Origin of the sequence: Hymenobacter sp. BT491, assembly GCF_014349165.1 — a bacterium.
Lineage (GTDB): Bacteria > Bacteroidota > Bacteroidia > Cytophagales > Hymenobacteraceae > Hymenobacter > Hymenobacter jejuensis.
Map to the genome: position 1 here is coordinate 441,874 of NZ_JACSJJ010000004.1, position 24,722 is coordinate 466,595.

Annotated in this window: 28 protein-coding genes; 13 read left to right on the top strand and 15 right to left on the bottom strand. The window is 53.2% G+C overall.

Annotation, left to right across the window (positions count from 1 at the left end; translation table 11 throughout):
• The first annotated feature begins 131 nt into the window (after positions 1-131).
• Genes H9I52_RS18610 through H9I52_RS18620 form a run of 3 tightly spaced genes read left to right on the top strand, consistent with a single transcriptional unit; the run spans position 132 to position 2,000 of the window.
• Positions 132-509: a phage holin family protein gene (locus H9I52_RS18610; protein ID WP_139515211.1), complete on the top strand. Its 378-nt coding sequence runs from the start codon at positions 132-134 to the stop codon at positions 507-509.
• A gap of 8 nt (positions 510-517) precedes the next feature.
• Complete coding sequence (locus tag H9I52_RS18615) at positions 518-1,252, top strand: hypothetical protein (RefSeq protein ID WP_187455109.1); 735 nt, start codon at positions 518-520, stop codon at positions 1,250-1,252.
• Positions 1,230-2,000, top strand: a complete 771-nt coding sequence (locus H9I52_RS18620; RefSeq protein WP_187455110.1) for a geranylgeranylglyceryl/heptaprenylglyceryl phosphate synthase — start codon at positions 1,230-1,232, stop codon at positions 1,998-2,000. The genes H9I52_RS18615 and H9I52_RS18620 overlap by 23 nt, the downstream gene beginning before the upstream one ends.
• Positions 2,001-2,109: 109 nt before the next feature.
• On the opposite strand, the gene H9I52_RS18625 is transcribed toward H9I52_RS18620, so the two are convergent.
• The 10 genes from H9I52_RS18625 to panC all read right to left on the bottom strand — a co-directional run bounded on the left by H9I52_RS18625 (position 2,110) and on the right by panC (position 9,251).
• Positions 2,110-3,033 carry a helix-turn-helix domain-containing protein gene (locus H9I52_RS18625; protein WP_139515214.1) on the bottom strand — a complete coding sequence of 308 codons (924 nt, stop codon included), beginning with the start codon at positions 3,031-3,033 and terminating at the stop codon, positions 2,110-2,112.
• Positions 3,034-3,190: 157 nt separating this feature from the next.
• A complete protein-coding gene (locus tag H9I52_RS18630) occupies positions 3,191-4,330 on the bottom strand; it encodes an acyl-CoA dehydrogenase (protein WP_139515215.1) in 1,140 nt (379 codons plus the stop codon).
• Between the two features lie 208 nt (positions 4,331-4,538).
• The gene (locus tag H9I52_RS18635; protein WP_139515216.1) at positions 4,539-5,237 is read right to left on the bottom strand and encodes a zinc metallopeptidase; all 699 of its coding nucleotides are present in this window, start codon (positions 5,235-5,237) and stop codon (positions 4,539-4,541) included.
• Positions 5,238-5,253: 16 nt separating this feature from the next.
• Positions 5,254-5,739, bottom strand: coding sequence for a D-glycero-beta-D-manno-heptose 1-phosphate adenylyltransferase (rfaE2, locus tag H9I52_RS18640; protein ID WP_187455111.1), 486 nt, complete (start codon positions 5,737-5,739; stop codon positions 5,254-5,256).
• Positions 5,729-6,778 (bottom strand): lysylphosphatidylglycerol synthase transmembrane domain-containing protein, encoded by a 1,050-nt coding sequence (locus H9I52_RS18645; protein ID WP_187455112.1) that lies wholly within the window; start codon positions 6,776-6,778, stop codon positions 5,729-5,731. Before H9I52_RS18645 ends, rfaE2 begins: the two co-directional genes overlap by 11 nt.
• A 60-nt stretch (positions 6,779-6,838) precedes the next feature.
• Entirely contained in the window at positions 6,839-7,186 is a 348-nt protein-coding gene (gene panD, locus H9I52_RS18650) for an aspartate 1-decarboxylase (protein ID WP_139515219.1), read from the bottom strand.
• A gap of 193 nt (positions 7,187-7,379) precedes the next feature.
• Positions 7,380-7,694: a S8 family serine peptidase gene (locus tag H9I52_RS18655; RefSeq protein WP_187455113.1), complete on the bottom strand. Its 315-nt coding sequence runs from the start codon at positions 7,692-7,694 to the stop codon at positions 7,380-7,382.
• 43 nt (positions 7,695-7,737) lie between these two features.
• Positions 7,738-7,953, bottom strand: coding sequence for a S8 family serine peptidase (locus tag H9I52_RS18660; protein WP_187455114.1), 216 nt, complete (start codon positions 7,951-7,953; stop codon positions 7,738-7,740).
• Positions 7,898-8,284 carry a S8 family serine peptidase gene (locus H9I52_RS23275; protein ID WP_139515222.1) on the bottom strand — a complete coding sequence of 129 codons (387 nt, stop codon included), beginning with the start codon at positions 8,282-8,284 and terminating at the stop codon, positions 7,898-7,900. Before H9I52_RS23275 ends, H9I52_RS18660 begins: the two co-directional genes overlap by 56 nt.
• 112 nt (positions 8,285-8,396) lie before the next feature.
• The gene (gene panC / locus H9I52_RS18670) at positions 8,397-9,251 is read right to left on the bottom strand and encodes a pantoate--beta-alanine ligase (RefSeq protein WP_139515223.1); all 855 of its coding nucleotides are present in this window, start codon (positions 9,249-9,251) and stop codon (positions 8,397-8,399) included.
• A 119-nt stretch (positions 9,252-9,370) separates the two neighbouring features.
• Here panC and H9I52_RS18675 point away from each other — a divergent pair, with 119 nt between their 5' ends.
• The 3 genes from H9I52_RS18675 (at position 9,371) to glmS (ending at position 13,654) form a co-directional block, all read left to right on the top strand.
• On the top strand, positions 9,371-10,183 hold the full coding sequence (locus H9I52_RS18675) for a glycogen/starch synthase (RefSeq protein WP_139515224.1): 813 nt from the start codon (positions 9,371-9,373) through the stop codon (positions 10,181-10,183).
• On the top strand, positions 10,167-11,711 hold the full coding sequence (locus H9I52_RS18680; RefSeq protein ID WP_187455115.1) for a DUF4270 family protein: 1,545 nt from the start codon (positions 10,167-10,169) through the stop codon (positions 11,709-11,711). The genes H9I52_RS18675 and H9I52_RS18680 overlap by 17 nt, the downstream gene beginning before the upstream one ends.
• A 107-nt stretch (positions 11,712-11,818) precedes the next feature.
• On the top strand, positions 11,819-13,654 hold the full coding sequence (glmS, locus tag H9I52_RS18685; protein WP_187455116.1) for a glutamine--fructose-6-phosphate transaminase (isomerizing): 1,836 nt from the start codon (positions 11,819-11,821) through the stop codon (positions 13,652-13,654).
• A gap of 84 nt (positions 13,655-13,738) precedes the next feature.
• Here glmS and H9I52_RS18690 read toward each other — a convergent pair whose 3' ends face one another.
• Positions 13,739-14,404, bottom strand: a complete 666-nt coding sequence (locus H9I52_RS18690; RefSeq protein WP_187455117.1) for a 3-hydroxyacyl-CoA dehydrogenase family protein — start codon at positions 14,402-14,404, stop codon at positions 13,739-13,741.
• A 60-nt stretch (positions 14,405-14,464) separates the two neighbouring features.
• On the opposite strand from H9I52_RS18690, the gene H9I52_RS18695 reads away from it, so the two are divergent.
• From H9I52_RS18695 to H9I52_RS18715, 5 genes are all read left to right on the top strand, one after another.
• Positions 14,465-14,857 carry a RidA family protein gene (locus tag H9I52_RS18695; protein WP_187455118.1) on the top strand — a complete coding sequence of 131 codons (393 nt, stop codon included), beginning with the start codon at positions 14,465-14,467 and terminating at the stop codon, positions 14,855-14,857.
• 93 nt (positions 14,858-14,950) lie between these two features.
• Positions 14,951-15,136 carry a hypothetical protein gene (locus tag H9I52_RS18700; protein WP_139515229.1) on the top strand — a complete coding sequence of 62 codons (186 nt, stop codon included), beginning with the start codon at positions 14,951-14,953 and terminating at the stop codon, positions 15,134-15,136.
• 124 nt (positions 15,137-15,260) lie between these two features.
• Positions 15,261-16,811, top strand: coding sequence for a glutamate--tRNA ligase (gene gltX, locus H9I52_RS18705; RefSeq protein WP_187455119.1), 1,551 nt, complete (start codon positions 15,261-15,263; stop codon positions 16,809-16,811).
• A 122-nt stretch (positions 16,812-16,933) separates the two neighbouring features.
• Positions 16,934-17,314, top strand: a complete 381-nt coding sequence (locus tag H9I52_RS18710) for a hypothetical protein (RefSeq protein ID WP_174805792.1) — start codon at positions 16,934-16,936, stop codon at positions 17,312-17,314.
• A 214-nt stretch (positions 17,315-17,528) separates the two neighbouring features.
• Positions 17,529-18,311, top strand: a complete 783-nt coding sequence (locus H9I52_RS18715) for a TIGR00266 family protein (RefSeq protein WP_187455120.1) — start codon at positions 17,529-17,531, stop codon at positions 18,309-18,311.
• Positions 18,312-18,673: 362 nt separating this feature from the next.
• Here H9I52_RS18715 and H9I52_RS18720 read toward each other — a convergent pair whose 3' ends face one another.
• From H9I52_RS18720 to H9I52_RS18735, 4 genes are all read right to left on the bottom strand, one after another.
• Complete coding sequence (locus tag H9I52_RS18720) at positions 18,674-19,153, bottom strand: toxin-antitoxin system YwqK family antitoxin (protein WP_187455121.1); 480 nt, start codon at positions 19,151-19,153, stop codon at positions 18,674-18,676.
• A gap of 76 nt (positions 19,154-19,229) precedes the next feature.
• Positions 19,230-20,762, bottom strand: coding sequence for a GH3 auxin-responsive promoter family protein (locus H9I52_RS18725; protein WP_187455122.1), 1,533 nt, complete (start codon positions 20,760-20,762; stop codon positions 19,230-19,232).
• Between the two features lie 122 nt (positions 20,763-20,884).
• Positions 20,885-21,616, bottom strand: coding sequence for an LPS export ABC transporter ATP-binding protein (gene lptB, locus H9I52_RS18730; RefSeq protein ID WP_187455123.1), 732 nt, complete (start codon positions 21,614-21,616; stop codon positions 20,885-20,887).
• A gap of 126 nt (positions 21,617-21,742) precedes the next feature.
• Positions 21,743-23,593 (bottom strand): peptidase M61, encoded by a 1,851-nt coding sequence (locus H9I52_RS18735; RefSeq protein WP_187455124.1) that lies wholly within the window; start codon positions 23,591-23,593, stop codon positions 21,743-21,745.
• 108 nt (positions 23,594-23,701) lie between these two features.
• Here H9I52_RS18735 and H9I52_RS18740 point away from each other — a divergent pair, with 108 nt between their 5' ends.
• Positions 23,702-24,088, top strand: a complete 387-nt coding sequence (locus tag H9I52_RS18740) for a MauE/DoxX family redox-associated membrane protein (protein WP_316248051.1) — start codon at positions 23,702-23,704, stop codon at positions 24,086-24,088.
• 65 nt (positions 24,089-24,153) lie between these two features.
• Positions 24,154-24,696, top strand: a complete 543-nt coding sequence (locus H9I52_RS18745) for a hypothetical protein (RefSeq protein WP_187455125.1) — start codon at positions 24,154-24,156, stop codon at positions 24,694-24,696.
• The last annotated feature ends 26 nt before the right edge of the window (positions 24,697-24,722 follow it).

Genomic DNA, 24,722 nt, shown 5'->3' on the forward strand with positions numbered 1-24,722 from the left:
AGTAACGCAATTTTCAGACAAAAAGCTCCATTTGCCGTATGGAAGGGGCAGCCAGAAATTGCAGCTTGGGAGCTGTTTTTCTGCGCTTTGCTTTCTATACATCGTTTTTCGCACCTCTATCCTTTCGCCGTATGGCTACCGACGACGACGCTACCAAAACGCCCCGCAATGACAGCCTCATCGGGAATCTGATGGGCTACCTCGACACCCGCATCGACTTGGTGCGCCTCGAAGTACAACAGAAGGTCAAGAATGCTTTTATCGGCACGGCACACGGCGTTACGATGGGCCTGATCGGGCTCATGTTTCTAATTTTTCTGAGCATATTCGCCGGCTTGGCGCTCAACGACGCGCTCGACAGCACCTTTTGGGGCTTTGGCATTGTGGCCGGCTTTTACCTGCTGTTGCTCATCATCTTTGTGGTGGGTGTCGACAAAAAACTCTTCCAGGGTTTGGCCGACAAACTGCTGGACAATACGATTTATAAATCTGACAAACGTCAAGAATAACTACACGCATGGCAGAGCTGAACAATCCGCTGTTCGAAGACGAGAAAGAGTTTTTGGAGCGTCAGAAGCTTGAGTACGAACGCGCTCTTCTGGGCGATGTTGATAACATTAAGGAGAAGACCCAGCAGGTCGGCAAAATAGCGCTGATTGGCGCTGGCTTGGTCGGCAGCATCTGGCTCATATCCAAAGCTTTCCGCAGCAAAAAATCATCGCACGACGACCTTGACGCACCGCGCTCGAAGCGCCAACTCAAGCAAGCCAAAAAAACACGCGCGAAAGCACCTGTGCCGGTGGCCAATACCCATGGGGCTACTTCCGATGATTTAGGCTTTGGTGCCGGTAGCCACAGCTTCGACCGGGGTAATGTAGCACACAACCGGGCGCACATTGCGCCCGACGTGTATCACACCGATGCCGACCCGTTTCCGCCGTTGGCTTCCGACGATGCTCGTCGTTTCCCGCAGAAATCATTCGCTTCTTCTGCTTACTCGCAGCCTGAAGCTTCTTCCATTGTGGCCTCGGCTTTTCAGTCGTTTATGGCGTCCGATACGGGCAAAATGCTAATTGCCCAAGTAACTGCGGTGCTCATGGCTTACGTGGCTAAAAAGGTAGGCGAGTATTTGCCTCTGGACAAAAATCCCGACCTTGCAGGCACAACGACGGCTTCGGCACAAGAACCCGAAACGCACGACATCAATTTTACTTACCATACCGACGCGGATGCGCCTCAGCAGCCTCTATGAAGCTCTTTGTAAACGCCGGGCACGCGGCCAGAAGTCTCTGGCCGTGTTGCTTGATCCCGACCACCTGAACGAGGCGGGTTGCCGGCATTTACTGGAACTGAGCGAGTCTCATCCGATTGATTACTTCTTTGTGGGCGGCAGCTTGGTGATGAATTCTCACCAAGCGTCGCTCATTCGGCTTATAAAAAGCCGCAGTGCAGTGCCCGTGTTGCTGTTTCCGAGCCACAGCCTACACCTCGACTCGCAGGCCGATGGGATTTTGCTTTTGTCTCTGATTTCGGGTCGCAATCCGGAATTTCTTATTGGTCAGCACGTTATCGCGGCTCCACTGCTGCGAGCTAGTGAGTTGCAAATTCTTCCCACCGGCTACATGCTCGTGGATACTGGCCGCCAGACGACAGCGAGCTACATCAGTGGTACTACTCCCCTGCCCTACGACAAGCCCAATATCGCCGCCTGCACCGCCATGGCTGGCGAACAGCTTGGCTTGCGCCTCATGTACCTCGACGGCGGCAGTGGTGCTATGTATCCTGTAGCACCTACCATGATCCGCGCAGTTCGGCACGCCGTAGACGTGCCGTTGATCGTTGGCGGCGGCATCAATACCGCTGAGAAAGCCCAAACCGCCCTCGCTGCGGGTGCTGATGTACTCGTAGTAGGTAACCACATTGAGAAAAATCCCGATTTTCTCCCGGAAGTTTCCAGAATTGTTCGCACGTTCAACTCGGTGCTCGATCTGAGCATGTAAGAGGTAGCTGGGCTGCGCAAAGCTTTTCTATATACTATATATATAAACAAGAGGGCCCAGACTGTAAAGTCCGGGCCCTCTTGTTTGCAACCAGCTAATAAGTAAGTGACTAGATATTCATTGCAGATTCCCGACGGCGCATTTTGCCAGCTGGAATGCCAAACATCATCTTGAAACGACGGCAGAAGTAAGCCGTGTCTTTGTACCCAACTTCTTTGCCGATGTCGCGGATGCTTTTCTTGGTCGTACGAAGCAGGAATACAGCACGTTCCATGCGCTGGTATTCGATGTAGTCCTGCGGGTTGATACCCGTCAGCATCTTAAAGTACTGACCTACATAGTCCTCCGAAACGTTGGCTACGCTCGACAGCACTTTGTTGGACAAATCGCCGCCGATGTTCTCCTTGATGTAGTTGAACAGATCGATCAGACGCGGATCCTTGAAGTAGGTGCTGTTGGTGGCCAGTTGCTCCACAAACATCTTGTTGCGCAGAATATAGCGCACAATCTCTACAACGAGGTTTTCGGTATAAATCGTGATCAGACGTTCCCGACCAGGCAAATCCTGCAAGCTTTCCTCAACAATCTTAATGACGAGGTTTGCTAGCTTCGAATTACCTGTGATCAGGAAAGCTGGCACGTCCAGCGAAGCAAAGAAGTTGACGGAGTCAAATACCTTCGCTTCGAAGCTTACGTGGCTGTGGCTTTCTTCCGCGTCGCCGATCAGGTCCAGATCGGTGTTGGAATGAAAGAACTTATCTTTATTACTAATCAGATCGTCGTTGGTAATTACTTTACCGCCGCCTTCGCCGTAGCTTACTTTCGTAGCACGGCCCCCTGGGATGAACAACATTTCACCCTCCTCTACCACTTGTTCCTCATCACCGAAGGCAATACGGCCTTTGTGCAACAGTATGAGATTGTTGCCAACATCATAATAATTGCGCACGGTGAAAGGCTGCTGGAGCACCAAGTTTTTCGCTTTAATGTAGCGGACTCCAAGCGACTCAATCACTTTATTGTAATCTTCCATCTTTCAGGGCTGGTTGGATTGCCGGGAAAATCCAGCCGATAGGTCGTCTGGATTTAGACAATGCAAAATAACATATAAAAATTCACAAAAACGAAAAACCCAGCCAAATTTTAGCTGGGTTTTGTGCAACGTTTCTGCTTTTCAGGCAATTCTTCAATTATTTCAGAATTTCCCGTGAGATTACAATTTTCTGGATTTCAGAGGTGCCTTCGTAAATCTGAGTGATTTTGGCATCGCGCATGAAGCGTTCTACATGGAATTCTTTCACAAAACCGTAACCACCATGTATTTGCACGGCTTCTACGGCGCTATCCATAGCAACTTTTGAAGCAAACAGCTTCGCCATCGCGCCCGACTTGGCATAGTCGAGGTGTTGGTCCTTGTCGTGGGCAGCTTGTAAACACAATAAGCGAGCGGCATCGATGTTGGTAGCCATGTCCGCCAGCTTGAACTGAATTGCCTGATGCTTAGCGATTTCTACACCAAATGCTTTCCGTTCTTTGGCGTATTTCAACGATAGCTCCAAGGAACCCGAGGCAATGCCAAGCGCCTGCGCGGCAATACCGATGCGGCCTCCGGCCAAGACCGACATCGCGAATTTAAAGCCGAAGCCGTCTTCGCCGATGCGGTTCTCTTTGGGCACCTTCACATCCGTAAACATCAACGAGTGTGTATCCGACCCCCTGATGCCCAGCTTGTTTTCTTTCGGCCCAATCACAAAGCCCGGTGCACCTTTCTCCACGATGAAGGCGTTGATGCCCCGGTGCTTAAGCTCAGGGTTAGTTTGGGCAATAACCAGATAGACAGAGGCCGAGCTACCGTTGGTGATCCAGTTTTTGGTGCCGTTGAGCAAGTAGTAGTCGCCTTTGTCTTCGGCAGTGGTGCGTTGCATGGTTGCATCCGAGCCAGCTTCGGGCTCGGAAAGGCAGAACGCCCCGATTTGCTCGCCGGTGGTCAGCTTAGTCAAGTACTTCTGTTTTTGCTCTTCGGTGCCGTATTTCTCTAACCCCCAGCAAACCAGAGAGTTATTAACCGACATAATTACCGAGCAAGAGGCGTCTACTTTGGATATTTCTTCCATAGCCAGCACGTACGATACCGTATCCATGCCGCCGCCGCCGTACTCGGGGCTCACCATCATGCCCAAAAAGCCGAGCTCGCCCATCTTCTTGACCTGCTCGGCAGGAAACTTCTGATGCTCGTCGCGTTCGATGACGCCGGCCCAGAGTTCGCTTTGGGCAAAATCGCGGGCAGCCGCTTGCACGGCAAGTTGTTCTTCGGTGAACTGAAAATCCATTGTAAAAACCTTGGGTGGAAAATTGTACCGCTTGTGCGGTTGGGTGGGGAAATGACTTCAAAATTAGCCATATCCTGTACAGCTTTGCAACAATCCCATTAGGACATAAGTTGGCCCTCTGAATTATTTAGTTCTGAGGGCAATTGCATAAAAAAACACCTCGCTGAAAAACCAACGAGGTGTTTCTAATAATGTGGAGAGCGACGGCTTAGCGACGACCGCGGCTACCCATAAAAATACTCACGTAATAAAGTAGCGTAGCCAGTGAGGCCAGTGCCGCTACTACATACGTCATGGCGGCCCACCACAGCGCATCTTTGGCCATGGCATGTTCTTGCGGAGTTACGATGCCGCGCTTATCAATCCAAGCCAGTGCTCGGCGGCTGGCGTCGAACTCGACGGGCAGTGTGACGAACGAGAACAGCGTCGTGAGCGAGAACAAGGCAATACCTAACCCCAAGGGAATGAGCGTGGTACGAATCATGAAGATACCGGCCAGCAGAATAAAGGGCATAAACTTGGAAACCGCGCTTAGAGCGGGTACCATAGCCGAGCGGAACTGCAACATGCTGTAAGCCGTGGCATGCTGTACGGCGTGGCCGCATTCGTGGGCCGCGACGGCGGCCGCTGCGGCGCTCCGTTCTTCGTATACGGCTTCGCTGAGATTAACCGTCTTGTCGGCTGGGTTATAGTGGTCGGTAAGCTTGCCCTCGGACGAGATCACGCGAACGTCGGTAATGCCGTGGTCGGCCAGCATCAACTCCGCAATCTGGCGGCCCGACAGGCCCGAATGCAAGCCGACTTTGGCATATTGGGAAAACTTGCTGCGCAGTCGCCACTGAATCAGCCAGCTCACAATCATCGCCAGAATGACGAGGAAGTAAATGGGACTTGCGTTGTAGTACATGAGTGGTGTGTCTTTTTTAAGAGTGAAGTTGCGTGCGGATGCGTTCGACGATGCGCGTCGTGCTGTAGCCAGCGACGAGTGGTACGGTAAGCACCTGCCCACCGCTATTCAACACCAACTCGTGCCCGACAATTCCACTGATATCGTAGTCATCGCCCTTCACCAGAATGTCAGGTCGAACTACTTCAATCAGCTGCAACGGCGTCGGTTCGTCGAACAGAACCACGGCATCTACAAACAAAAGAGACGCCAGAATCCGAGCACGTGACACTTCGTCTTGCAGCGGCCGACCGGGCTTCAGACGGCTCACCGAACTATCTGTGTTTAAGCCGATTACCAAAGCCCCTCCCAGATGGCGCGCTTTCTCCATATAGTCAACGTGGCCGAGATGGAGCAGATCGAAGCAGCCGTTGGTAAAGACGATCTTTCGTCCTTGCGCACGCCACTCTTCCAAGACTGGTCCAACGGCCTCACGGCTGAATATTTTGTCTTTACTCCACATCGAGCGCTACCGTTGCGGGTATGGGCTCGACGGCTAATTGCCGGGCTGCCCGTCCCGATTTTATCATGCTCATGACAAAGCTGATACCGCCCATGAGCACCACCAGCAGCGTTTGGGTTCCGTGCACTACCAACGCGTATGCAATGCCGGCTTCTTTCGATACACCGTATACCAGCAACGTGCTCTGTACCAGCAAGTGATACACGCCGATGCCGCCTTGCACAGGAGCCGCCATGCCAAACGTACCGAATGTAAGCACGGCGAGAGCCGCCATCGCGCCCAGGTTATGCGTAGCGGGAAAAGCAAAAAAGGCCAAGTAGCCCATGAAATAATACACCGACCACGTAAAGACGGTGTGCAGCAGGAACAATCCTTTGTGCTCTAGCTTGCGAATGCTGAATATGCCCGCCAACAGACCCCGTACAAAGCTTATCAGACGGTTGAACAGCGCATGTTGCCGTAGCCGCTCCAAGTTGCGAAACAGCAGATAGCCCGTCAGGACAAGCAGCACTACAATGATTAGAGCAGCGATGAGCAGCGTGGTTTCGTTCTGCGCGATGGACTGGTATTTATCTGAAAATAAACTTGTTACAAAACTCCAGAATTTGTCAAATTGCAGCAGTAAGGTGGCGCTCAACACCAGCAGCAACACGAGTACATCAATGATGCGCTCAGTAATCATAGTTCCGACTCCTACTTGCACCGGCACGCCGCTGGTGCGGCGGAGTACGGAGCACCGGAGCACTTCGCCCAGGCGCGGCAGCACGAGGTTGGCCAAGTAGCCAACCATCATGGCGTGATACACGTCCCAGTAGGAGGGCTTGTTGCCAGTAGCATCAATTTGCATTTTCCAGCGGTAGGCCCGGCTGAAATAGCCCATCGCCGAAATAATGACGGTGAGGCCCATCCAGAAGTAATTAGCCTCCATCATATGTTGCCCGATTCGACTAAGGTCTTGGCCACGAACAGCGTATACCATGAGGGCCCCGGAGAAGGCAAGCAGCAAGGCATACTTTAGAATATTGAGCAGCTTCTTCACGCGTATAACGTTAGTTTATAGACACTTATCGGGCAAGACCAAAGTCGTACCGTGCGCAAATTACACCAACCGATTATGCTGGTCGGGGAATACTAGGGTCGGCTTGTGTGTGCGCGCTTCCGCAAAATCGATAAGAGCGTAGGAAAAAACAATAATAATATCGCCGACTGCTACTTTACGCGCCGCCGGCCCGTTGAGGCATACCATACCCGAACCGCGTTCGCCCCGAATGGTATAGGTCTCGAACCGCTCGCCGTTGTTGACGTTTACGACCGTCACTTTCTCGTTCTCCACCATGTTGGCCGCATCGAGCAAATCTTCGTCGATGGTGATGCTGCCGACGTAATGCAGTTCGGCTTGGGTAACCTTGGCGCGGTGAATTTTGGACTTGAGAACCTCGATATGCATGGGGCAAAAACCAGTTGAATAAGACTGGCAAAGTTATGCTTTTCACCCCGAACACTGGCAGGGCGTTCAGGTAGCTGCCCTGACCGGAGTTGCAGCACCAAAACATTACGCTCCGACTCGAATTCGAAACTAACCTGCACGCAAAACGTCCCAACAAAGCAGGCACATTTTCCTGCCTCGTTGGGACGTTCTTTTAGTTAGGCTCAGTTACTGCGCGATACGCATTTATACGTCCGTAGCCGTAGTACGGATCGCGACCGGGCTTGCCGAGGTCATCGGCTGAAGCACGCAGAACGGCCTCTACGCGGGCGGGGGCCATATCGCCGCCATTTTTACCGATGACAAGCGCCGCTACCCCTGCTGCGTGCGGGGCGGCCATGCTCGTACCGGCAGAGAAGGAATTCCCGCCAGGCACCGTGCTTAGCACCATGTTGTAGGCGTAAGCCCGGATTCGGATACAGCGTGAAGTCGCCACCAGGGGCCGCGAAAGAGATGTCGGGCGTGCCATAGTTGGAATAGGAAGCAAACCCATCCAGATTTGTAGCCGGATTCTAGAGCCACCCACGAGGACCGGTAGCCGAAATGGAAATCACGCTTGGTGCGCCAGGTGGCAAGTTGATCAACGACTGATCTTTGTTGCCGTCGTTGGAATCGTTGCCTGCCGAGGCAATTACCGTTACGCCGTGCTGCTTGGCATAAGCCGTTACTTTATCAATGGCCACAATCAGCTCCTGTGTGCCTTTGGCATCCGTGACCAACGAAATCATCGGCGGGGTTGTCAGGAGTGCCGTTGTCATCTAAATATTTGCCGTTGCGCAAGAACGTTCCACCCAAACTCATATTGATAACGTCGGCTTGCTGCGTTACGGCGTAGTAAATGCCGTTGATCATCCACGAAAAGCTACCCGAACCACCATCGGCGAGCACTTTCACCAAGATCAACGTTGCTTCCGGTGCTACCCCTACTACGCCAATCTTGTTGTCGACGGCGGCAATGGTGCCGGCCGTGTGCGTACCGTGGCTAAAACCCGTCCCAACAAATTGCACCCCTTCTTTGGGCACGAAGGACTTGCTGGCGGCCACATCGATGTTTTGCATATCTTATCATATCTTATATTTATGATACCATATTCTATTCGACGCTTGTAATCCATTCTATTATATACATGAGGCATTGATTATAAACGTATTATGCATATAATAGAATGGATTAAGCAACGTCAACAATGACGTTATCAATAAGCCTGACATCCCCCAAATGCGCTGCTAGACAAAGCGCTATTGCCCGGCCAGGAGTCCACGCCTTTTCTACCGACTGTAGGGTTTGGGCATCGGCAACTTCAAAATACTCGAGCTTAATTGCTTCTGCACTAGCCAACTGTGCTTGCACTGCCTGTCGGATGGATGATGGAGATTGTCCTTGCTTCACCATTTCTGCGCCCAGTTGCAAAGCTTCGTACAACCGCGGGGCCACGGCCCGATCTGCGGTCGACAAGCGCCGATTGCGCGACGACATAGCCAAGCCATCGGATTCACGAATAGTGGAATACGCAACTAGCTCTAAGTCAAAGGATAAGTCCGCAACGAGCTGCCGAATAATGGTAACCTGCTGCAAGTCTTTCTGCCCAAAATAAGCACGGTGCGGACGTGCGAGGTGAAAAAGCTTGCTCACGACCGTGGCCACCCCATTGAAGTGCCCCGGGCGGTGGGCACCTTCCATTACCCGCTCCAAAGGACCGAAGTCGAAACGGAGCACCGTAGGCTGCGGATACATCTGCTCAACAGAAGGCAGGAATAGCGCCGTGCAACCAGCCGGTGCTAGCAGTGCCGCATCCGCTTCGGGCAGACGCGGATAGAGCCGGAAGTCTTCAGGATTATTAAACTGAGTAGGGTTGACAAAAACGCTGGTTATCACCACGTCGTTTTGCGCGGCGGCAGCGCGTACCAGTTGCAGGTGTCCTTCGTGCAAAGCCCCCATTGTGGGAACTAGCCCAATACGTTGTCCGTTCCGGCGCCAAGTTTCAGTTAGTGCTTGCAACTCGGCGGCCGTTTGCAGTATCTCCATGTGTGTAGCAGCCTTACGAACAGGGTCGCAGGCAGGTTTTGTTGAAATTTCGCTCAAAATTGTTTAATTTTGTGCATCCCAAAGTGTTGCCTTACCCCAATCACCCCAACTGAGCCGATATGTCCAAGTTGAGAATACTCTACGCTGCCACGGAGATCAACCCGTTTTTACAAACAACCAAGGTAGCCGAGTTTCTGCGGATGTTGCCGCAGGGGATGCAGGAAATGGGGATGGAAATCCGCATTTTCGTACCTCGTTTTGGCATTATCAACGAGCGTAAAAACCGCCTGCACGAGGTGGTGCGCCTGTCGGGCATCAACATTGCGGTAGGGGAAGACGAAAAGCCTCTGATCATTAAGGTGGCTTCTATTCCGAATGCCAAATTGCAGGTGTACTTCATTGACAATGAGGATTATTTCCACCGCAAATCGGTATTGGTTGACAAAAACGACAAGTTTCACTCCGACAACGACGAGCGGGCCATCTTTTTCTGCAAAGGTGTGCTGGAAACTGTTAAGAAACTTGGCTGGGCGCCTGATATCGTGCACTGCAACGACTGGATGACTGGCCTGATCCCGATGTACCTGAAAACGACCTACAAAAAGGATCCGATTTTCAAGGATGCCAAGTCGGTGTTCACGATTTACAACAACGAGTTTGATTACAAATTCGAAGGCGACATCATCGAAAAGGCTAAAATGCTGGACATTGATGATGAAATGCTGGCGGCCCTAAAGTCGGCGGACTTCGGCGGCTTTATCAAAGTTGGGATGGAGTATGCCGATTCGGTAGTGAAGTCGGACGAAGACTTCAGCGACAACCTCAATGCCTTGTTCACCGAGTACTCGCAGAAAAAACAAATCGGCCAAGTAGGCGCCGACGAAAATCTGCTTACTTCATACTACGCGCTCTATAATGAATTGGCTAGTTAAGGCCTACCGCCTCACGACGGTTTCTCTTTTTTCTGCGGGTCTGCTGCTCACGTCAGGGTGCGAAGATCCAAATGCCATTGGTGTAGAACTTCCGGGAACGGCACCAGCAAACACACAATACCGCGATTTGCCCGTCACTGCCTCCACGCTGCTGCAAGACTCTTTGCAGACGCTAAAGGCCAATAGCATACTCGTAGGCAACATTCGCGATAACAACTTAGGTATCAATACTATAGCAAGAGGCTATTTTAATCTTGCTATAACGTTGCCCAATTTGCCTTTTGCACTTAGCGATTCTTTGCCCGCCAAGTTCACTAATCCGCAGCTTGACTCGGTAGTGACTTACCTGAGTTACAACCAGCTTTATGGCAACACAACCCAGTTGGCCCACTTTGATCTGTATAACCTGCAGCAGCGAATTGGCGATCGGGAGGTTTATACGTCCAGCACTACGTTGCCTTTAGGCGAGGCGATAGGCACTAATTTAGTTTCGTCGCTTACCCGTACTCGAAAAACACGGGTCAAAGTAGCCAGTGGCGGAGCAACTGATACCAGTACGGTGGTGACTCAAGTTGCTGATCCAAGTCTGCGGCTAGTCTTACACAAGCCGGCACAATCCTCCAGCTTTGCTACTGCTTTGTTTGAGCAGTTGAAAAACAGCAATTTCAACCAAGCTGCATTAGATGCTTTTTGGAAAGGTTTAGCAGTGGTGCCTTCCGCTGGCTTTACCGGGACGATGGTGGGGCTGGGCTACAATCCATCAGCAGTTACCAGCCAAGTTTTGGTTTACTATCGGGTGCCAAGCGATCCGGAGACGCCAACTAAGAAGAAATGGCGCAGCTATTCCATCTTTCTGGGCACTTCTCTTTCTGCTGGCAATGCAGGAGCCGCCCGTTATTTCACGCAGATAACGCCTGACCTGTCGGGTGCCGGTGCCTTTGCCCGCCTGACCGACGATAGCAAAGAAGTAAGCGCTGCTGAGGCTAACGGAGTTACGTATATGCAGAATGGCGTGGGCTTGGGCACCAAGCTCGTAATTCCGGGTCTCGAAGATTTGCGCAAAGAATCGGGGTTGGCCATTAACCGGGCCGAATTGATCATTCCGGTAAAAGGCTACAGTAACTTACTCTTTACCAGCCCTTTACAGGCCTATCTATACGAAATCAATAGTCATAACCGAGTGTTGCAACGCACGGTTGGTATTACGCCCATCAAACGCCTTGTGCAGGCCGATGGCGAGAACCAACAGAGCCAGCGGGCGCACAGCTCTAACGCGCCAAATTCGGAGGCTACAGTTACCTACTACGATCTTGGCGCTAACAACAAGTACTACAGCGTAGTAATAACAAGCTACATCCAAGCCTACTTATATAATCAATTGGGGGGTGAGCTTCCGGCTGGGTTACTGCTATCTCCAAGCCTAGATTTGCCTACCTCAATTGAGGCTTCCTTGTCCTTGAACCTAAACCGGGCGGTACTGGATGGCAATAATATTAAATTGCGCATCTATTATTCCAATTTACGCTAGAGCATAATCTGGCTGTTTTCCCCCATGGCTTTACGGCACGGCCTTTGTAAAAAGGCCGTTTTCGTTCATTTACTGCTTTTACCACCCCACTCTGACACACGAAGATTATGTGCGGAATTGTCGCTTACATTGGGCACCGTGAGGCCTGTCCTATCATCCTAAAAGGCCTGCGCCGCCTCGAGTATCGTGGCTACGATTCAGCGGGCATTGCTTTGCTAAACGGCGAATTAAACGTCTATAAGAAAAAAGGCAAAGTAAATGATCTTGAGGCATTTATCGCCGATAAGAACATCCATGCTCAAGTGGGTATGGGCCATACGCGCTGGGCTACCCACGGCGAACCAAATGACGTAAATGCACACCCGCACTACTCTACATCGGAGCGGATTGCCATTATTCATAACGGCATTATCGAGAACTATGCCGCGCTGAAAACTCATTTACAGCAGCAAGGGCACGAATTTCACTCTGATACGGATACGGAGGTCTTCGTTAATCTGATTGAAGAGATTCAGCAAAAGAATCACTGCACGCTAGAAGAAGCAGTGCGTTTGGCTTTGCACGAAGTGGTAGGTGCCTACGCCATCGTAGTATTGAGCAAGGATGAGCCAAATCAGTTGATTGCGGCTCGTAAAGGCTCGCCGCTGGTAATCGGCATTGGAAAAGATGAGTTTTTCTTGGCTTCCGATGCCACCCCAATCATTGAATATACCAATGAAGTTGTTTATGTAAACGACTACGAGATTGCGGTTATTCGGAATGGCAAGTTGGAGATTCGCAGCCGTGAGGACGTACAACAGACTCCTTATATTCAGAAGTTGGAGCTGGAGCTTGACAGCATCGAAAAAGGTGGCTATGAGCACTTTATGCTGAAGGAGATATTCGAACAGCCCCGCTCCATTTTGGATTCGATGCGTGGCCGTTTGGAGTTGGAGGCCGGCCACTTGAATATGGGTGGCGTGCGTGCTTACGAGCGGAAATTTGTCAATGCCGACCGCATCATCATTGTAGCATGTGGCACCTCGTGGCATGCCGGCCTCGTGGCAGAATATCTGATCGAAGACTTGGCACGTATTCCGGTCGAAGTTGAATATGCGTCGGAATTTCGGTACCGCAACCCTGTTCTGACCGAGCGCGATATTGTCATTGCGATCTCTCAATCGGGCGAAACTGCCGATACCTTGGCGGCCCTAGAGCTAGCCAAGAGCAAAGGCGCTACCATCTTTGGTATTTGCAACGTAGTAGGCAGCAGCATTGCCCGCGCTACCGATGCCGGTGCTTACACCCACGCAGGCCCTGAGATTGGGGTAGCCTCTACGAAAGCATTCACGGCTCAAGTCACAGTCCTCACCATCTTGGCGATGGTAGTAGGCCATAAGCGCGGTACCCTTTCGGATACCAAATTGCGCGAGCTGATGGTGGAGCTAGAGAACATTCCATCCAAAGTTGAAAAGGCACTGCTGCTCAACACGGAGATCCTCCAGATTTCGGAAATCTTCAAAGACGCTACCAATTTCCTCTATCTAGGCCGTGGGTACAACTTCCCGGTTGCGTTGGAAGGTGCGCTTAAGCTCAAGGAAATCAGCTACATCCACGCCGAGGGTTATCCGGCTGCGGAGATGAAGCACGGTCCGATTGCGCTCATCGACGAGAATATGCCAGTGGTCGTTATTGCGACCAAGGACAGCTCCTACGAGAAAGTGGTATCGAACATTCAGGAAGTGAAAGCCCGCAAAGGACGCATTATCGCAGTCGTAACAGAAGGCGATACTGTCATTCCGCCGATGGCCGAATTTGTAATCGAAGTGCCTGCAACCAGCGAAATACTGATGCCGCTGGTGTCGGTGGTGCCGTTGCAGTTACTTTCCTACCACATTGCCGTATTGCGGGGTTGCAACGTCGATCAGCCGCGTAACTTGGCTAAATCCGTAACCGTAGAGTAAGCATCTGACTATCAATCAGTTGAAAAGGCACTTCGTAACCGAAGTGCCTTTTTTATTCACTTGGCATTAAAGCTTGGCGTAGGGTTACAGGGCGAAAGATTCGCCTCTCAAGTGCATTGCCTTCAACAGGGGGCAAGCTTTGTAGCGCTCTTCGTGCGTGTCATGGTACAGAGCTTCCAACGTTTCGTATACCCGACTGACCCCGATGGCATTCGCCCAATCGAAAGGACCACGCGGGTAATTAGTACCCAGTTTCATGCCCAAATCGATGTCGCGGACGCTGGCGGTGCCTTCCTGCAGCGTATAGCAAGCTTCGTTGATGATCATGCACACGACGCGCGGCGTTACCAGGCCAACTCGATCAGTTACAAGCCGATATTCTGTATTCAGTTTCTGGCATGTGTCGGTTAGATCCGCAACATGCTCTTCACGTAAAATACTTACTTCCAGATACTTGCGATCAAGCAGTGTAGGCAGTAGGCACAACCCAAATACCGGCCCGAACGGCGGCTTTTCGTTGTGAAAGATCTGCGCCAACGACTGGCAGGTAGTGTCATAGAATAGCGGCTGGCGTGGCTGCTCATAGTGCAACTCCGGCCACGGACGCAGATCGAAGGCGGCATCGGCAGCGGCAAGACGCCCGGTAAGATCGGCAGCGGCAGCCGGACAAAAATCGTAGGTGTGCTGGGGCCCGAATTTGTGACGGAACTCGGTTTCGAGGTGTTGGCCTTCGACAATGAACAGGTGCATGCTTTTCCGCTTACTTTTGGCTCAAAGATAGGTTTCCCATTTGCATTCCATTCGTCCATTATGCCCCACACAATCGTTTACTCCGCCGACGCGCCCGCGCCCATTGGGCCTTATAGCCAAGCTATTCAGGCTGGCGACACCGTTTACGTATCGGGCCAGATTGCCTTGGATGCCACAAGTGGGCAGCTTGTAGGCGATGGCGACGTAACGGCCGAAACCCACCAAGTGATGCGCAATCTGCAAGCGGTGCTGCAAGCGGCCGGCCTCACGCTGCGTGAAGTTGTCAAGTGCAGCATCTTCGTGAAAGACCTGGGTAACTTTGGAATTATCAACGAGATCTACGGCAGCTACTTCGATGCCGATTATGCGCCAGCCCGCGAAACCGTGGAAGTGAGCCGGTTGCCGAAAGATGTGCAGGTCGAGATATCGTGCATCGCCGTAAAACCTGCTTAAACCAGCCAATCGAGAAAGACAAACCTGTATAACTTATTCTTAAACAGTGTTTTACGCTGCAAATTAATTCTATCAAACTATATCACCTTCCACATGAAAGAGTTAGGCCTCGGATTATTTCTGGTTGGATTAGTGTCGTTGGCATTGCCTTTTCTAGGCATGAAGTTTATGTTCCTGACTTGGATTGAGCAATGGGGAGTGGCCGTTTCGTGGGTCATCCGCGGAGGCATCACCTTGCTGGGGCTGATCCTGTATTTGGCCTATCGCAACCGCGATTAGCGCCGTATTGAGTTCGGCTGGTCAAAGCCTGTGGGGAAAACCACCGGGGCAGCCGCAGGCCGGGCGGTTTTGTCGTACCTTCGCGCCGCGTTTTTTCAGATAACGCCGCGAATTTTTTGATTGTATGGAGAGAGAAGTACGGGTGCGTTTTGCCCCCAGCCCTACCGGTCCGCTGCACATCGGCGGCGTGCGCACTGCGCTGTATAACTACCTGCTGGCCCGCAAGCTGGGCGGCAAAATGCTGTTGCGCATTGAAGATACCGACCAGAACCGCTTTGTGCCCGGCGCCGAAGACTACATTCGGGAGTCGTTGGCGTGGTGCGGCATCGAACTCGACGAAAGCCCTTGGCATGGCGGCCCGCACGCCCCCTATCGCCAGAGCGAGCGCAAGCCCATGTACATGCAGTACGCGATGCAGCTCATCGAGAGCGGCCACGCCTATTATGCCTTCGACACACCCGAGGAACTCGACGCGATGCGCGCGCGCCTTACGGCGGCCAAAGTGCCTAATCCGCAGTACAACTCCATCACGCGCAGCCAGATGCGCAACTCCATCACGCTGCCCGAAGACGAGGTAAAGCAGATGCTCGACAGCGGCGCACCTTACGTGATCCGTCTGAAAGTACCTCGCAAAGAGGAAGTTAGGTTCAACGACCTGATTCGTGGCTGGGTGGTGGTGCATTCCTCGTCTATCGACGACAAGGTGCTGATGAAGTCTGATGGCATGCCGACCTACCATTTGGCCAACATCGTAGACGACCACCTGATGGAGATCACGCACGTCATTCGGGGCGAAGAGTGGTTGCCTTCGGCGCCGCTGCACGTGTTGCTGTACCGCTATTTTGGCTGGGAAAGCACTATGCCGCAGTTTGCGCATTTGCCTTTGTTGCTCAAGCCCGACGGCACTGGTAAGCTCTCGAAGCGCGACGGCGACCGCCTTGGCTTCCCGGTGTTTCCACTCGAATGGCACGGCACCGACGCTGAAACCGGTCAACCAACCGTCAGCAGCGGCTACCGCGAAAGCGGCTATTTGCCCGAGGCGTTCATCAACTTCTTGGCCTTTTTGGGCTGGAACCCCGGCACGCAGCAAGAGATTTTCTCTATGGATGAGCTGATCGAAGCCTTTAGCATCGATCGCGTAAGTAAGTCGCCGGCCCGCTTCGACCAGAACAAGGTTCGGTGGTACAACGAGCAATACCTGCGTGCCAAACCCGATTCGGAACTGGCTCAGTATCTGTTAGATGCCTTGAAAGAGCACAACATCGAATGCTCCGAGGAAAAAGCCGTGCAGATTGCCAGCGTGATGAAAGAGCGCGTAACGTTCCCGAACGATTTCTGGCGTGAGGCACAGTATTTCTTCCAAGCCCCTGAATCGTATGATGAGCAGGTAGCGACGAAGAAGTGGAATGCGAGCACTGCTGCCGCGCTGGCCGCGTTTGCGCAGGAATTGCCGGCCCACACTGACTCGTCGCCGGACGGCATCCGGGCCTTGCTTACCGCCGTGCTGGAGCGCCAGGGAATCAAGATCGGCCAGGTTTTGCAAGCCTTGCGCATGGTGGTGACGGGTGTCGCGGCCGGCCCTGACTTAATGGCGATTATGAGCATTATTGGCACGCAAGAAACCGCTCAGCGGATTCAAGTAGCTGTTGAGCGCTTGGCACAGTACGCTCAATAAGCCCTTCGGCTTTCGTTATTTTAGGCATCCATCGCTGGGGCCGCTCCGTACTGCTAGGCACGGAGCGGCCTTTGCGTTTGGGGCGGGTCGCGGCCGGCCCTAACCGCAAAACGGACGACGTCATGGCCAAGAAACCTGTTAATAAGAAGAAAAAGAACGATCCAGAGAAGAAAGCCCGCGTGCACAAGGAGCTGGAAGGCTTCGAGATAAAAGTGAATCCGTTGGGTGAAATCACTTCCAATTATTCCATCGAAGAGATTAATAAGTTTTTGGGCCGCCACGTGCGCGACAAGAAACTGGTGAACCGCGATGGGCAGTTCGGCGAGAAACTCGAGGACGACGAGGATTTCCCGATTGAAGAAGGGGCGCAGGAACCAGAAGAGTCGGATGAGGAATTTATGCGCCGCACCAGCAAGGAAGCTAAAAAAACCGGCCGCAAAGGCGAACCCAACGCGGCTTCTGAAGCCGATGAAACACGCGCTGAATTACCCGCCGACGAGTAGCGAACGCTTTTGATCGATTGTGCGGATGAGCACCCCAGCCGCGGTCATGTGTTTGGCTTGTGCCATAACAGCTGTGTTAGCAGCGTAGAAAAATTGTTGAATTAGAGACTTTAACGTTGCCACCAGGGCACCGGTGAGGGAAGGACATGCGGGTGATAGCAGGCGTTTTGCTATACTTGAATATCGTTTTTCTCTAATTCTATTTTTCTTCGCTATGAACTCGCACGACGTCGATTACCGCATTTTAGGCAATGATATCCAAGTGCTGGAAGTTGAGCTTGACCCCAACGAAACCGTCATTGCCGAGGCCGGGGCGATGGTGTACATGGAGGAAAGCATCGCTTTCGAAACCAAAATGGGCGATGGTTCGGAGCCCGATCAGGGGCTAATGGGCAAGTTGTTTTCCGCCGGTACGCGACTGATAACGGGTGAGTCGTTGTTCATGACGCATTTCACGCACCGAGGCGGCTACGGCAAAAGCCGAGTGGCCTTTTCAGCGCCGTATCCGGGCACGATTATCCCCGTCAACCTAGGCGAGATGCCCAACGGGTTGATCGTGCAAAAAGACGGCTTTTTGGCGGCAGCACGCGGTACCAAGATCAGCATCCACTTCAACCAGCGCCTGGGCGCTGGCTTTTTCGCCGGCGAAGGTTTTATCCTGCAAAAGCTAACCGGCGATGGCAAAGCGTTCATACACGCGGGCGGCACCATCATCGAGAAACGCCTCAACAACGAGTTGCTGCGCGTCGATACGGGCTGCGTTGTAGCCTTCGAGCCGGGCATCGACTTCAGCATAGCCCGTGCCGGTGGCCTCAAATCCATGATTTTCGGAGGCGAAGGCTTGCTGCTGGCAACGCTACGGGGGACCGGACGTGTATGGTTGCAATCAATGCCGGTCAAGAAGCTGATTCAGGCGCTGGCCCCTTCGGGCGGCAATGCGAGCAAAGAAAGCGGTAGCGTTTTGGGCAAACTAGTCGGCGGGATACTGGACGAATAGCCAGTTTCTATAAATCGCTCACCGCCAGCTAGTTAGCACATGTGCTAACTAGCTGGCGGTGAGGCCAAAAGCGATAACTCCCAAACTAATTATTAGTGCCATCACCAAAAGGCCCAAAAGGCCTAGTACAGATCTTTTGCCGAGCAATGGGGTGGGCTCGGACAGGCGGCGGCGTTTGCGGCGCGAAACATACGGCCGTTGAGAGGAAACAGTAGCAGTAGGCACAGGCGGGAGAGAAAAATGCAGGCACCAATTTATATATTTTTTTATATAAACTAAAAAATCTTGCAAGCTTGTAGTAAGCCGTTCATTTTCCATTAAATTGTTTCTATAAGTACTTGTTTAATAACTATTTCTGCCGATTATTCAAACAGCAGGTTGAGTTGCAGAGGCCGCGAGTATAGCAAACGTCCTACTTCGTAAGTTTCTACTTTCCCAGGCTTACCGTCGGCGGCATATACCATCCAGTTGCCAAACCAATAGAAACGCAGACCATCAGACTCGTTGACGTAACGCGCCCGCCCACGACGCGCAATTTGTCCGCTGGGATGGTAGTAGGTGATCGTGACAAAGCCAGGCCTTAGTTTGTGGAAACGCTCCACTTGCTCCAGCCCCGCGCCGGGTGTGAAGTAGCGCCAGCGGCCTACCATGCGGCCGTGCTTAAAGCGCCCTTTCGAGGTTAATAGCTGGTTGTTAGTATCGTAATAGCTGTACCACGGCCCATGGCGTTCGCCTGCTCGGTCGTGCCGGTTGCGCGACCAGAAACCGATTTTGCCATGCGTCGCGGAACAACAAGTAAGAATCCCTAGCATCACGGCCAATAAGATTGCTTTTAGACCCATGAACACTCATATAAAAGCTTAAAAGCCGCTCCCACATGAATTGGGGGTGGCTTTTAAGATGTAACTAAGTTTTTAGTTATACTACTGCTTTCTCTACCTCCTGCAGGACTTCTTCAACAATCTCGCGTGAGTTGCTCAAGCGCGGCACTTTGTGCTGGCCTCCTAATTTGCCTTTGCCAGCCAGCCAGCGCTCAAATGTTCCGGGGGCCGCGACCGTGACTACGGGCGGAGCCAAGGCAATGTCGCGGTGGCGCTTGGCATCGTAATCGGAGTTGAGTCGGCGCAGCGTTTGGTCCAGCACTTCGGCGAAGCGTGTTTGGTCAGTGGGGGCTTTGGTGAACTCGATAATCCATTGATGGCCCCCGCGTGAGGCATCGGAATTGTCGAAATAGATGGGGGCTGCGGTGAAGTCGCGGACGGTCGTGCCGGTGGCGCTACAAGCGGCTGCAATTGCAGCATCGGCGTTTTCGATGACCACTTCTTCGCCGAAAGCATTCAAAAAGTGCTTGGTGCGGCCGCTGATACGAATGCGGTACGGTGCCAAACTGGTAAACCGCACTGTATCGCCGATTTTATAGCGCCACAACCCGGCATTAGTACTCAGCACCAGCGCGTAGTTTTTGCCCAGCTCGACTTCTTCCAGCTGCAACGTCTGTGGCTGTTCGGCGTCGAACTGGTCGGCCGGGATGAACTCGTAGTAGATGCCGTGGTTGAGCAGCAGCAACAAGTCTTCGCTATCGGGCTGGTCCTGCACAGCCAAGTAGCCTTCGGAAGCATTGTAAATCTCGAGGTACTGCATGTGCTCGCTCGGAACGAGCTGCCGGAACAGGTCGCGGTATGGCCCGAAAGCTACGGCGCCGTGCAGAAACAGGCGCAGATTCGGCCATACCTCTGTAATATTCTCAGCACCAGCCAGTTCTGTAACGCGCCGCAGCAGCACGATCATCCAGGTAGGTACGCCGGCCAGCACGGCAACATCTATGTGCTGCACATGGCGGGCGATCCGTTCAATTTTCTCTTCCCACTCGTCGAGCAAAGCCAACTCCAGGGGCGGCGTGCGCAGGTATTCGGCCCAGGCGGGCAGATTTTGCATAATCACAGCCGACACGTCGCCGACCCGCGACTCGGCGTCGTCGAGGCGGAACGGGTTAGGCGCGTGCGTACCGCCCAGCGAAAGCGTTTTGCCGGACAGGATGCGCGCTTCCGGATACAACGACGTGGCCAGAGCCGTCATGTCGCGGCCTGCGCGGTAGTGGCAGTCATGCAATGATTCGCGCGTAACCGGAATGAATTTGCTGCGCGCATTGGTGGTGCCGCTGGACTTGGCAAACCACGTCACGCGGCCGGGCCACAGCACGTCTTGCTCACCGCGCAGCACCCGCTCAAATTCTGGGTACAGCTCTTCGTAGCTGCTCACCGGCACCCGCTGCGCAAATTCCCGCGCGCTGAACCCGTCGCCAAACCCGTAGCGCATGCCCCAATCTGTGCCGCGCGCTGTGCTTAGCAGCTCTTGTAACACTTGCTGCTGCACCTCGTGGGGGTGATTGCGGAAGTGCTCGATGCTGGTTAAGCGCCGCTGAACGGCCCAGGTTAGTATTTCATTTATCATGTACCGAGTACCAAGTAACCCCTCTGCTGTGGCTAAATACGGGAAAACGACGGTCGCGTATGGTTTTTGCGCTTTATTTTGCTGGCCCCGTGCTTACATATAAGTGTTTGAAAATCAATTGATTATATTTTACGCTTATATTCAAAGTGTTTCCCTAAGTACACGCGGCGCACCGTTTCGTCGGCAGCTAGCTCCTCGGCGGTGCCGGCCTTCAACAGTTTACCTTCAAAAAGCAAGTAAGCACGATCCACGATCGAGAGCGTTTCGTTCACGTTGTGGTCGGTGATAAGGATGCCGATGTTCTTGTGCTTGAGCTTAGCCACAATGCCCTGAATTTCTTCTACCGCAATGGGGTCGACGCCGGCAAAGGGCTCATCAAGCAGCACAAACTTCGGATCGACGGCCAGGGCACGGGCGATTTCGGTGCGGCGCCGCTCGCCGCCGCTGAGCACGCGGCCCAGGTTTTTGCGCACGTGGGTGAGGCTGAACTCGTGTAGCAGTTCCTCAACTTTATCGCGCTGGGCCTGCCGGGGTAAGTTGGTCATTTCCAGCACCGAAAGAATGTTTTCCTCTACCGTCAAGTCGCGAAATACGGATGCTTCCTGCGCCAGATAGCCCACGCCGCGCTGCGCTCGCTGAAACATAGGCAAGCCGGTAATGTCTTCTTTGTCGAGAAAAATATGGCCTTCGTTAGGCTTTACCATGCCCACGATCATGTAAAAGCAGGTGGTTTTGCCCGCGCCGTTGGGCCCCAGCAACCCCACGATTTCCCCTTGCTCCACGGTCACCGACATGTCGTTGACGACGGTACGGGCCTTGTATTTTTTGATTAAATGCTCAGCTTTCAGAATCATCGCGGGCAAAGGTAATGGGTTATAAGAAGTGCGTCATCCCGGCGCGGAAGCGGTCTCTACGGGCGCTACTTACGCACCGCAGAGTCAGTTCCGGCGCCGGGATGACGCAACTTGATTTTTGAGTTGTTAGGCAAGCGGCTTCAGCACCTGATCGCGCAGGGCTTGCTGAGCAGGCGTAGGCGTGGGCGCGGTTTCCACCACGTTTTTCAGCTCCACCTCAAACTCCTGGGGCGTGGCCTGCCGCTCTTGGGGCACGGCTTTGGCACCGGATTGAAACCGGAGCTTCACCGCGGCCCGCGTCGTGGGCTCGACTAGCGGCCGGAGCAGCTTTTCGGCGTTGGCCATGCTCAGGCTGGTGCCGTTCACGGCTAATACGGCATCGCCTTCTTTCAGGCCGAAAGCATTTTGCTCGGGAGTCGTTTCCAGCACTTTAAACTGCTGCTTTTCAGCGTCGTACCCAAAGCCCAAGCGCCCAAAAGCCAGTATTTTGTCGGGCGCGACGGCGGCGTAGTTCCACCCAATTTTGCTTAAATACTCGGCGTATGGAAGTGATTGATTACCAATTACATACTGATCGAAGAATTGCTGAATCGCCGGATTGGTCAAGGCTACAATCTCCGGGATGAGTTCGCTGTCTTCAAACGAGCGGTTGGGGCCGTACTTTTCGCGCAGAGCCAAGAGCACGTCGCGCAGACTCTGACGACCCTGGCTGAGCTCCTGAATGCGAATATCAAGCAACAGGCCGATGAGCGCGCCTTTTTCGTACACGTTCTGGTACATGTCTTTGTAGGGCGGCACCAGAATGTTGCGGCTCATCTCGGTGAAAGACACGGTCTTATACTTCTCCGAATTGTCGATTTTGTCCTTCATCCGCTTCCGGAATTCTTCGGGCGTAATCAGGCCGCCGCGCACTTGTACCAACTGGGCGATGTACTCCGTGACGCCTTCGTAGAGCCACAAATGCTGCGACATTTTGGGGTTGCGGAAGTCAAACTCCCCTATTTCGCGGCTGTGGATGTTGAGCGGCGCCAGCATGTGCAGAAACTCGTGCGAGGCCACTTCCTGCACCATGCTTTGCAAGCGGTCGGCATCCGGCATTTCGGGCAGGAAATACACCGACGAATACGAGTGTTCCATGGCGCCGTAACCGCCGTTTTTGCTTGCCAACGGCGAACCGATGCCCGGGAAATACATGATGAAATGATATTCGGGCACGGGCATTTTGCCGAAAAACTTGGTCAGCGCTTCCGCCATCGGCCGCATTACCTCTTTGATCTGCGCGGCCTTCACCAGTCCGTTTTCCGACATCACCGATACCGAAATACGGGCGCCGCCCGTCGCGAAGCTCGCCGTATCGGGGCGGCTGTATAGGATGGGCGCATCAGCCAGTGTTACGTAGCTCGACGCGGTGAATACGTCCTGCGTAGGCGACTTACGCTCGGTCGCCAACGAGGTAGCGCCGTAGAGTTCCGCGGGTTTGGCCACGGTCACTTGGTAGGGCTGCATTTTGTAGCCTTCGAGGTAGCCGTAGAAACCGTAGTGATTGAGCATGAAGCTCTTACCCGCGTCGATGTTGGTGCCGCCAGGTTGGAAAATAAACTCATCGTCTTGCTTGGCATCCCAGGTATCGTCGACGAGGTATTCGATGCGGGCCAGTTTATCGGCTTTGTCGATCACGAACAGGTCCGGGCCGTCTTGCTTGACTTTCAGGGATTTGCCCTTTTTATCCAGTGCTTTAAAATTGGTCACGAAGCGGCCGTAATCTTTCTTGGAGTACGATCCCGGCACGACGGATGGCATCACGTAGATGGCTTGTGCTTCCTTAATCGGCGGCGTGTCGATGGTGACGCGCACCTGATCGTTGGTAACGTGCTGTAAATCAAGAGTAATTTGATAACCCGCAGCCGGTGATTGAGCGTGTGCAGAACCAGCGGCGGCTAGTCCCAGCCCAAGGGCCAGATAAAGCGTTTTCATCATGAAAAAAGGATAGGAAGAGAGCTTTAAAACGAATGACCAAGGTACACATTGCCCGCAAGCTTACCCTAACACGCAGGTGGGGCCGGCTGGTTCTGTTACCTTGTTGCTTTGCATATTCTGACTGGTCCGATGGCGCGTTTGAAATCCTTGGGTTTGTATGTATTGGCGGTTGTGTTTGTGGGCGCGGGCTTGTTGCATTTTCTGATGCCCGAGCCATACCTGCGCATCATGCCGCCGTATCTGCCCGCCCATTTGCTGTTGGTATACGCAAGTGGCGCTGCCGAAATCGGGCTGGGGTTGCTGCTGCTGCCTAAGCACACGCGCCGTTGGGGCGCCTGGGGGTTGGTAGCGCTGCTAATTGCCGTATTTCCTGCCAACCTGTACATGGCCCAGCATAATGAGGCGCTGTTTCAGCTGCCTGCGTGGGCCGTTTGGGGACGTTTGCCGGTACAAGGCGTCCTGATTTGGTGGGCGTGGCAGTACACCCGCGTGTAGGCAATGGGCTGTTTGGTTTTATAGGCGTGCGCTCTATATTCGCCGCTATTTTAACCTCAACAGTAATGCTTATTCGGTTTATTTCAACGGCTGCTTTTCTGCTGACTGCTTCGCTCACGGCCCAGGCACAACTGGCCAGCGATCCGGCGCGCTTTGCGCAAGGCTACGCCGCCCTTCAGCACGATGCCGCCGCAGTCCGTAATCACATCGACTCGCTCTCTACCGCCTTCACAGCCAGCCCTAAGCTGAGCAAGCGCAGCACCAATAAGTTGCGCAGCTATGTGCTCAACGGTGCCAGCCAAAAAGTCCGCGCCAAAGAATACTTCAGCAAGATTTTTCGGCGGGGTGGCGAAGTAACCCTCGTTCGGTATTACGACCCCGTTGGCCGCTTGGTGTTGGCCGAGCGCTACAACAACGGCCAACTGATTCGATTGGAGCTAAACGAATACAACAGATGGGCTCTGAGGCCAAACAAACCTTACCGCACCAGCCTCTTTGTGCGCGGCGACTATATTTCACGAGTAATCAAGCAGGCGCCTCCAGCAGGTAACGCGACCGAAACCCGGCCCGTCAAACAATATTTTTACAAGAATATCTACCAGCAATAGCGCCCTAGCGTCACTCTAAATAAAGA

What these genes read in the sequence shown, in the direction of transcription:
- gltX (WP_187455119.1), top strand. Translation starts at nt 15,261, where the DNA reads ATGGAGAGAGAAGTACGGGTGCGTTTTGCCCCCAGCCCTACCGGTCCG.
- H9I52_RS18700 (WP_139515229.1), top strand. Translation starts at nt 14,951, where the DNA reads ATGAAAGAGTTAGGCCTCGGATTATTTCTGGTTGGATTAGTGTCGTTG.
- H9I52_RS18690 (WP_187455117.1), bottom strand. Translation starts at nt 14,404, where the DNA reads ATGCACCTGTTCATTGTCGAAGGCCAACACCTCGAAACCGAGTTCCGT.
- H9I52_RS18735 (WP_187455124.1), bottom strand. Translation starts at nt 23,593, where the DNA reads ATGATGAAAACGCTTTATCTGGCCCTTGGGCTGGGACTAGCCGCCGCT.
- H9I52_RS18625 (WP_139515214.1), bottom strand. Translation starts at nt 3,033, where the DNA reads ATGGAAGATTACAATAAAGTGATTGAGTCGCTTGGAGTCCGCTACATT.
- H9I52_RS18675 (WP_139515224.1), top strand. Translation starts at nt 9,371, where the DNA reads ATGTCCAAGTTGAGAATACTCTACGCTGCCACGGAGATCAACCCGTTT.
- rfaE2 (WP_187455111.1), bottom strand. Translation starts at nt 5,739, where the DNA reads ATGTGGAGTAAAGACAAAATATTCAGCCGTGAGGCCGTTGGACCAGTC.
- H9I52_RS18710 (WP_174805792.1), top strand. Translation starts at nt 16,934, where the DNA reads ATGGCCAAGAAACCTGTTAATAAGAAGAAAAAGAACGATCCAGAGAAG.
- H9I52_RS18630 (WP_139515215.1), bottom strand. Translation starts at nt 4,330, where the DNA reads ATGGATTTTCAGTTCACCGAAGAACAACTTGCCGTGCAAGCGGCTGCC.
- glmS (WP_187455116.1), top strand. Translation starts at nt 11,819, where the DNA reads ATGTGCGGAATTGTCGCTTACATTGGGCACCGTGAGGCCTGTCCTATC.
- H9I52_RS18660 (WP_187455114.1), bottom strand. Translation starts at nt 7,953, where the DNA reads ATGATTTCGTTGGTCACGGATGCCAAAGGCACACAGGAGCTGATTGTG.
- H9I52_RS23275 (WP_139515222.1), bottom strand. Translation starts at nt 8,284, where the DNA reads ATGCAAAACATCGATGTGGCCGCCAGCAAGTCCTTCGTGCCCAAAGAA.
- H9I52_RS18610 (WP_139515211.1), top strand. Translation starts at nt 132, where the DNA reads ATGGCTACCGACGACGACGCTACCAAAACGCCCCGCAATGACAGCCTC.
- H9I52_RS18620 (WP_187455110.1), top strand. Translation starts at nt 1,230, where the DNA reads ATGCGCCTCAGCAGCCTCTATGAAGCTCTTTGTAAACGCCGGGCACGC.
- H9I52_RS18695 (WP_187455118.1), top strand. Translation starts at nt 14,465, where the DNA reads ATGCCCCACACAATCGTTTACTCCGCCGACGCGCCCGCGCCCATTGGG.
- H9I52_RS18635 (WP_139515216.1), bottom strand. Translation starts at nt 5,237, where the DNA reads ATGTACTACAACGCAAGTCCCATTTACTTCCTCGTCATTCTGGCGATG.
- H9I52_RS18680 (WP_187455115.1), top strand. Translation starts at nt 10,167, where the DNA reads ATGAATTGGCTAGTTAAGGCCTACCGCCTCACGACGGTTTCTCTTTTT.
- H9I52_RS18745 (WP_187455125.1), top strand. Translation starts at nt 24,154, where the DNA reads ATGCTTATTCGGTTTATTTCAACGGCTGCTTTTCTGCTGACTGCTTCG.
- H9I52_RS18655 (WP_187455113.1), bottom strand. Translation starts at nt 7,694, where the DNA reads ATGGCACGCCCGACATCTCTTTCGCGGCCCCTGGTGGCGACTTCACGC.
- H9I52_RS18615 (WP_187455109.1), top strand. Translation starts at nt 518, where the DNA reads ATGGCAGAGCTGAACAATCCGCTGTTCGAAGACGAGAAAGAGTTTTTG.
- H9I52_RS18725 (WP_187455122.1), bottom strand. Translation starts at nt 20,762, where the DNA reads ATGATAAATGAAATACTAACCTGGGCCGTTCAGCGGCGCTTAACCAGC.
- panD (WP_139515219.1), bottom strand. Translation starts at nt 7,186, where the DNA reads ATGCATATCGAGGTTCTCAAGTCCAAAATTCACCGCGCCAAGGTTACC.
- H9I52_RS18720 (WP_187455121.1), bottom strand. Translation starts at nt 19,153, where the DNA reads ATGGGTCTAAAAGCAATCTTATTGGCCGTGATGCTAGGGATTCTTACT.
- lptB (WP_187455123.1), bottom strand. Translation starts at nt 21,616, where the DNA reads ATGATTCTGAAAGCTGAGCATTTAATCAAAAAATACAAGGCCCGTACC.
- H9I52_RS18715 (WP_187455120.1), top strand. Translation starts at nt 17,529, where the DNA reads ATGAACTCGCACGACGTCGATTACCGCATTTTAGGCAATGATATCCAA.
- panC (WP_139515223.1), bottom strand. Translation starts at nt 9,251, where the DNA reads ATGGAGATACTGCAAACGGCCGCCGAGTTGCAAGCACTAACTGAAACT.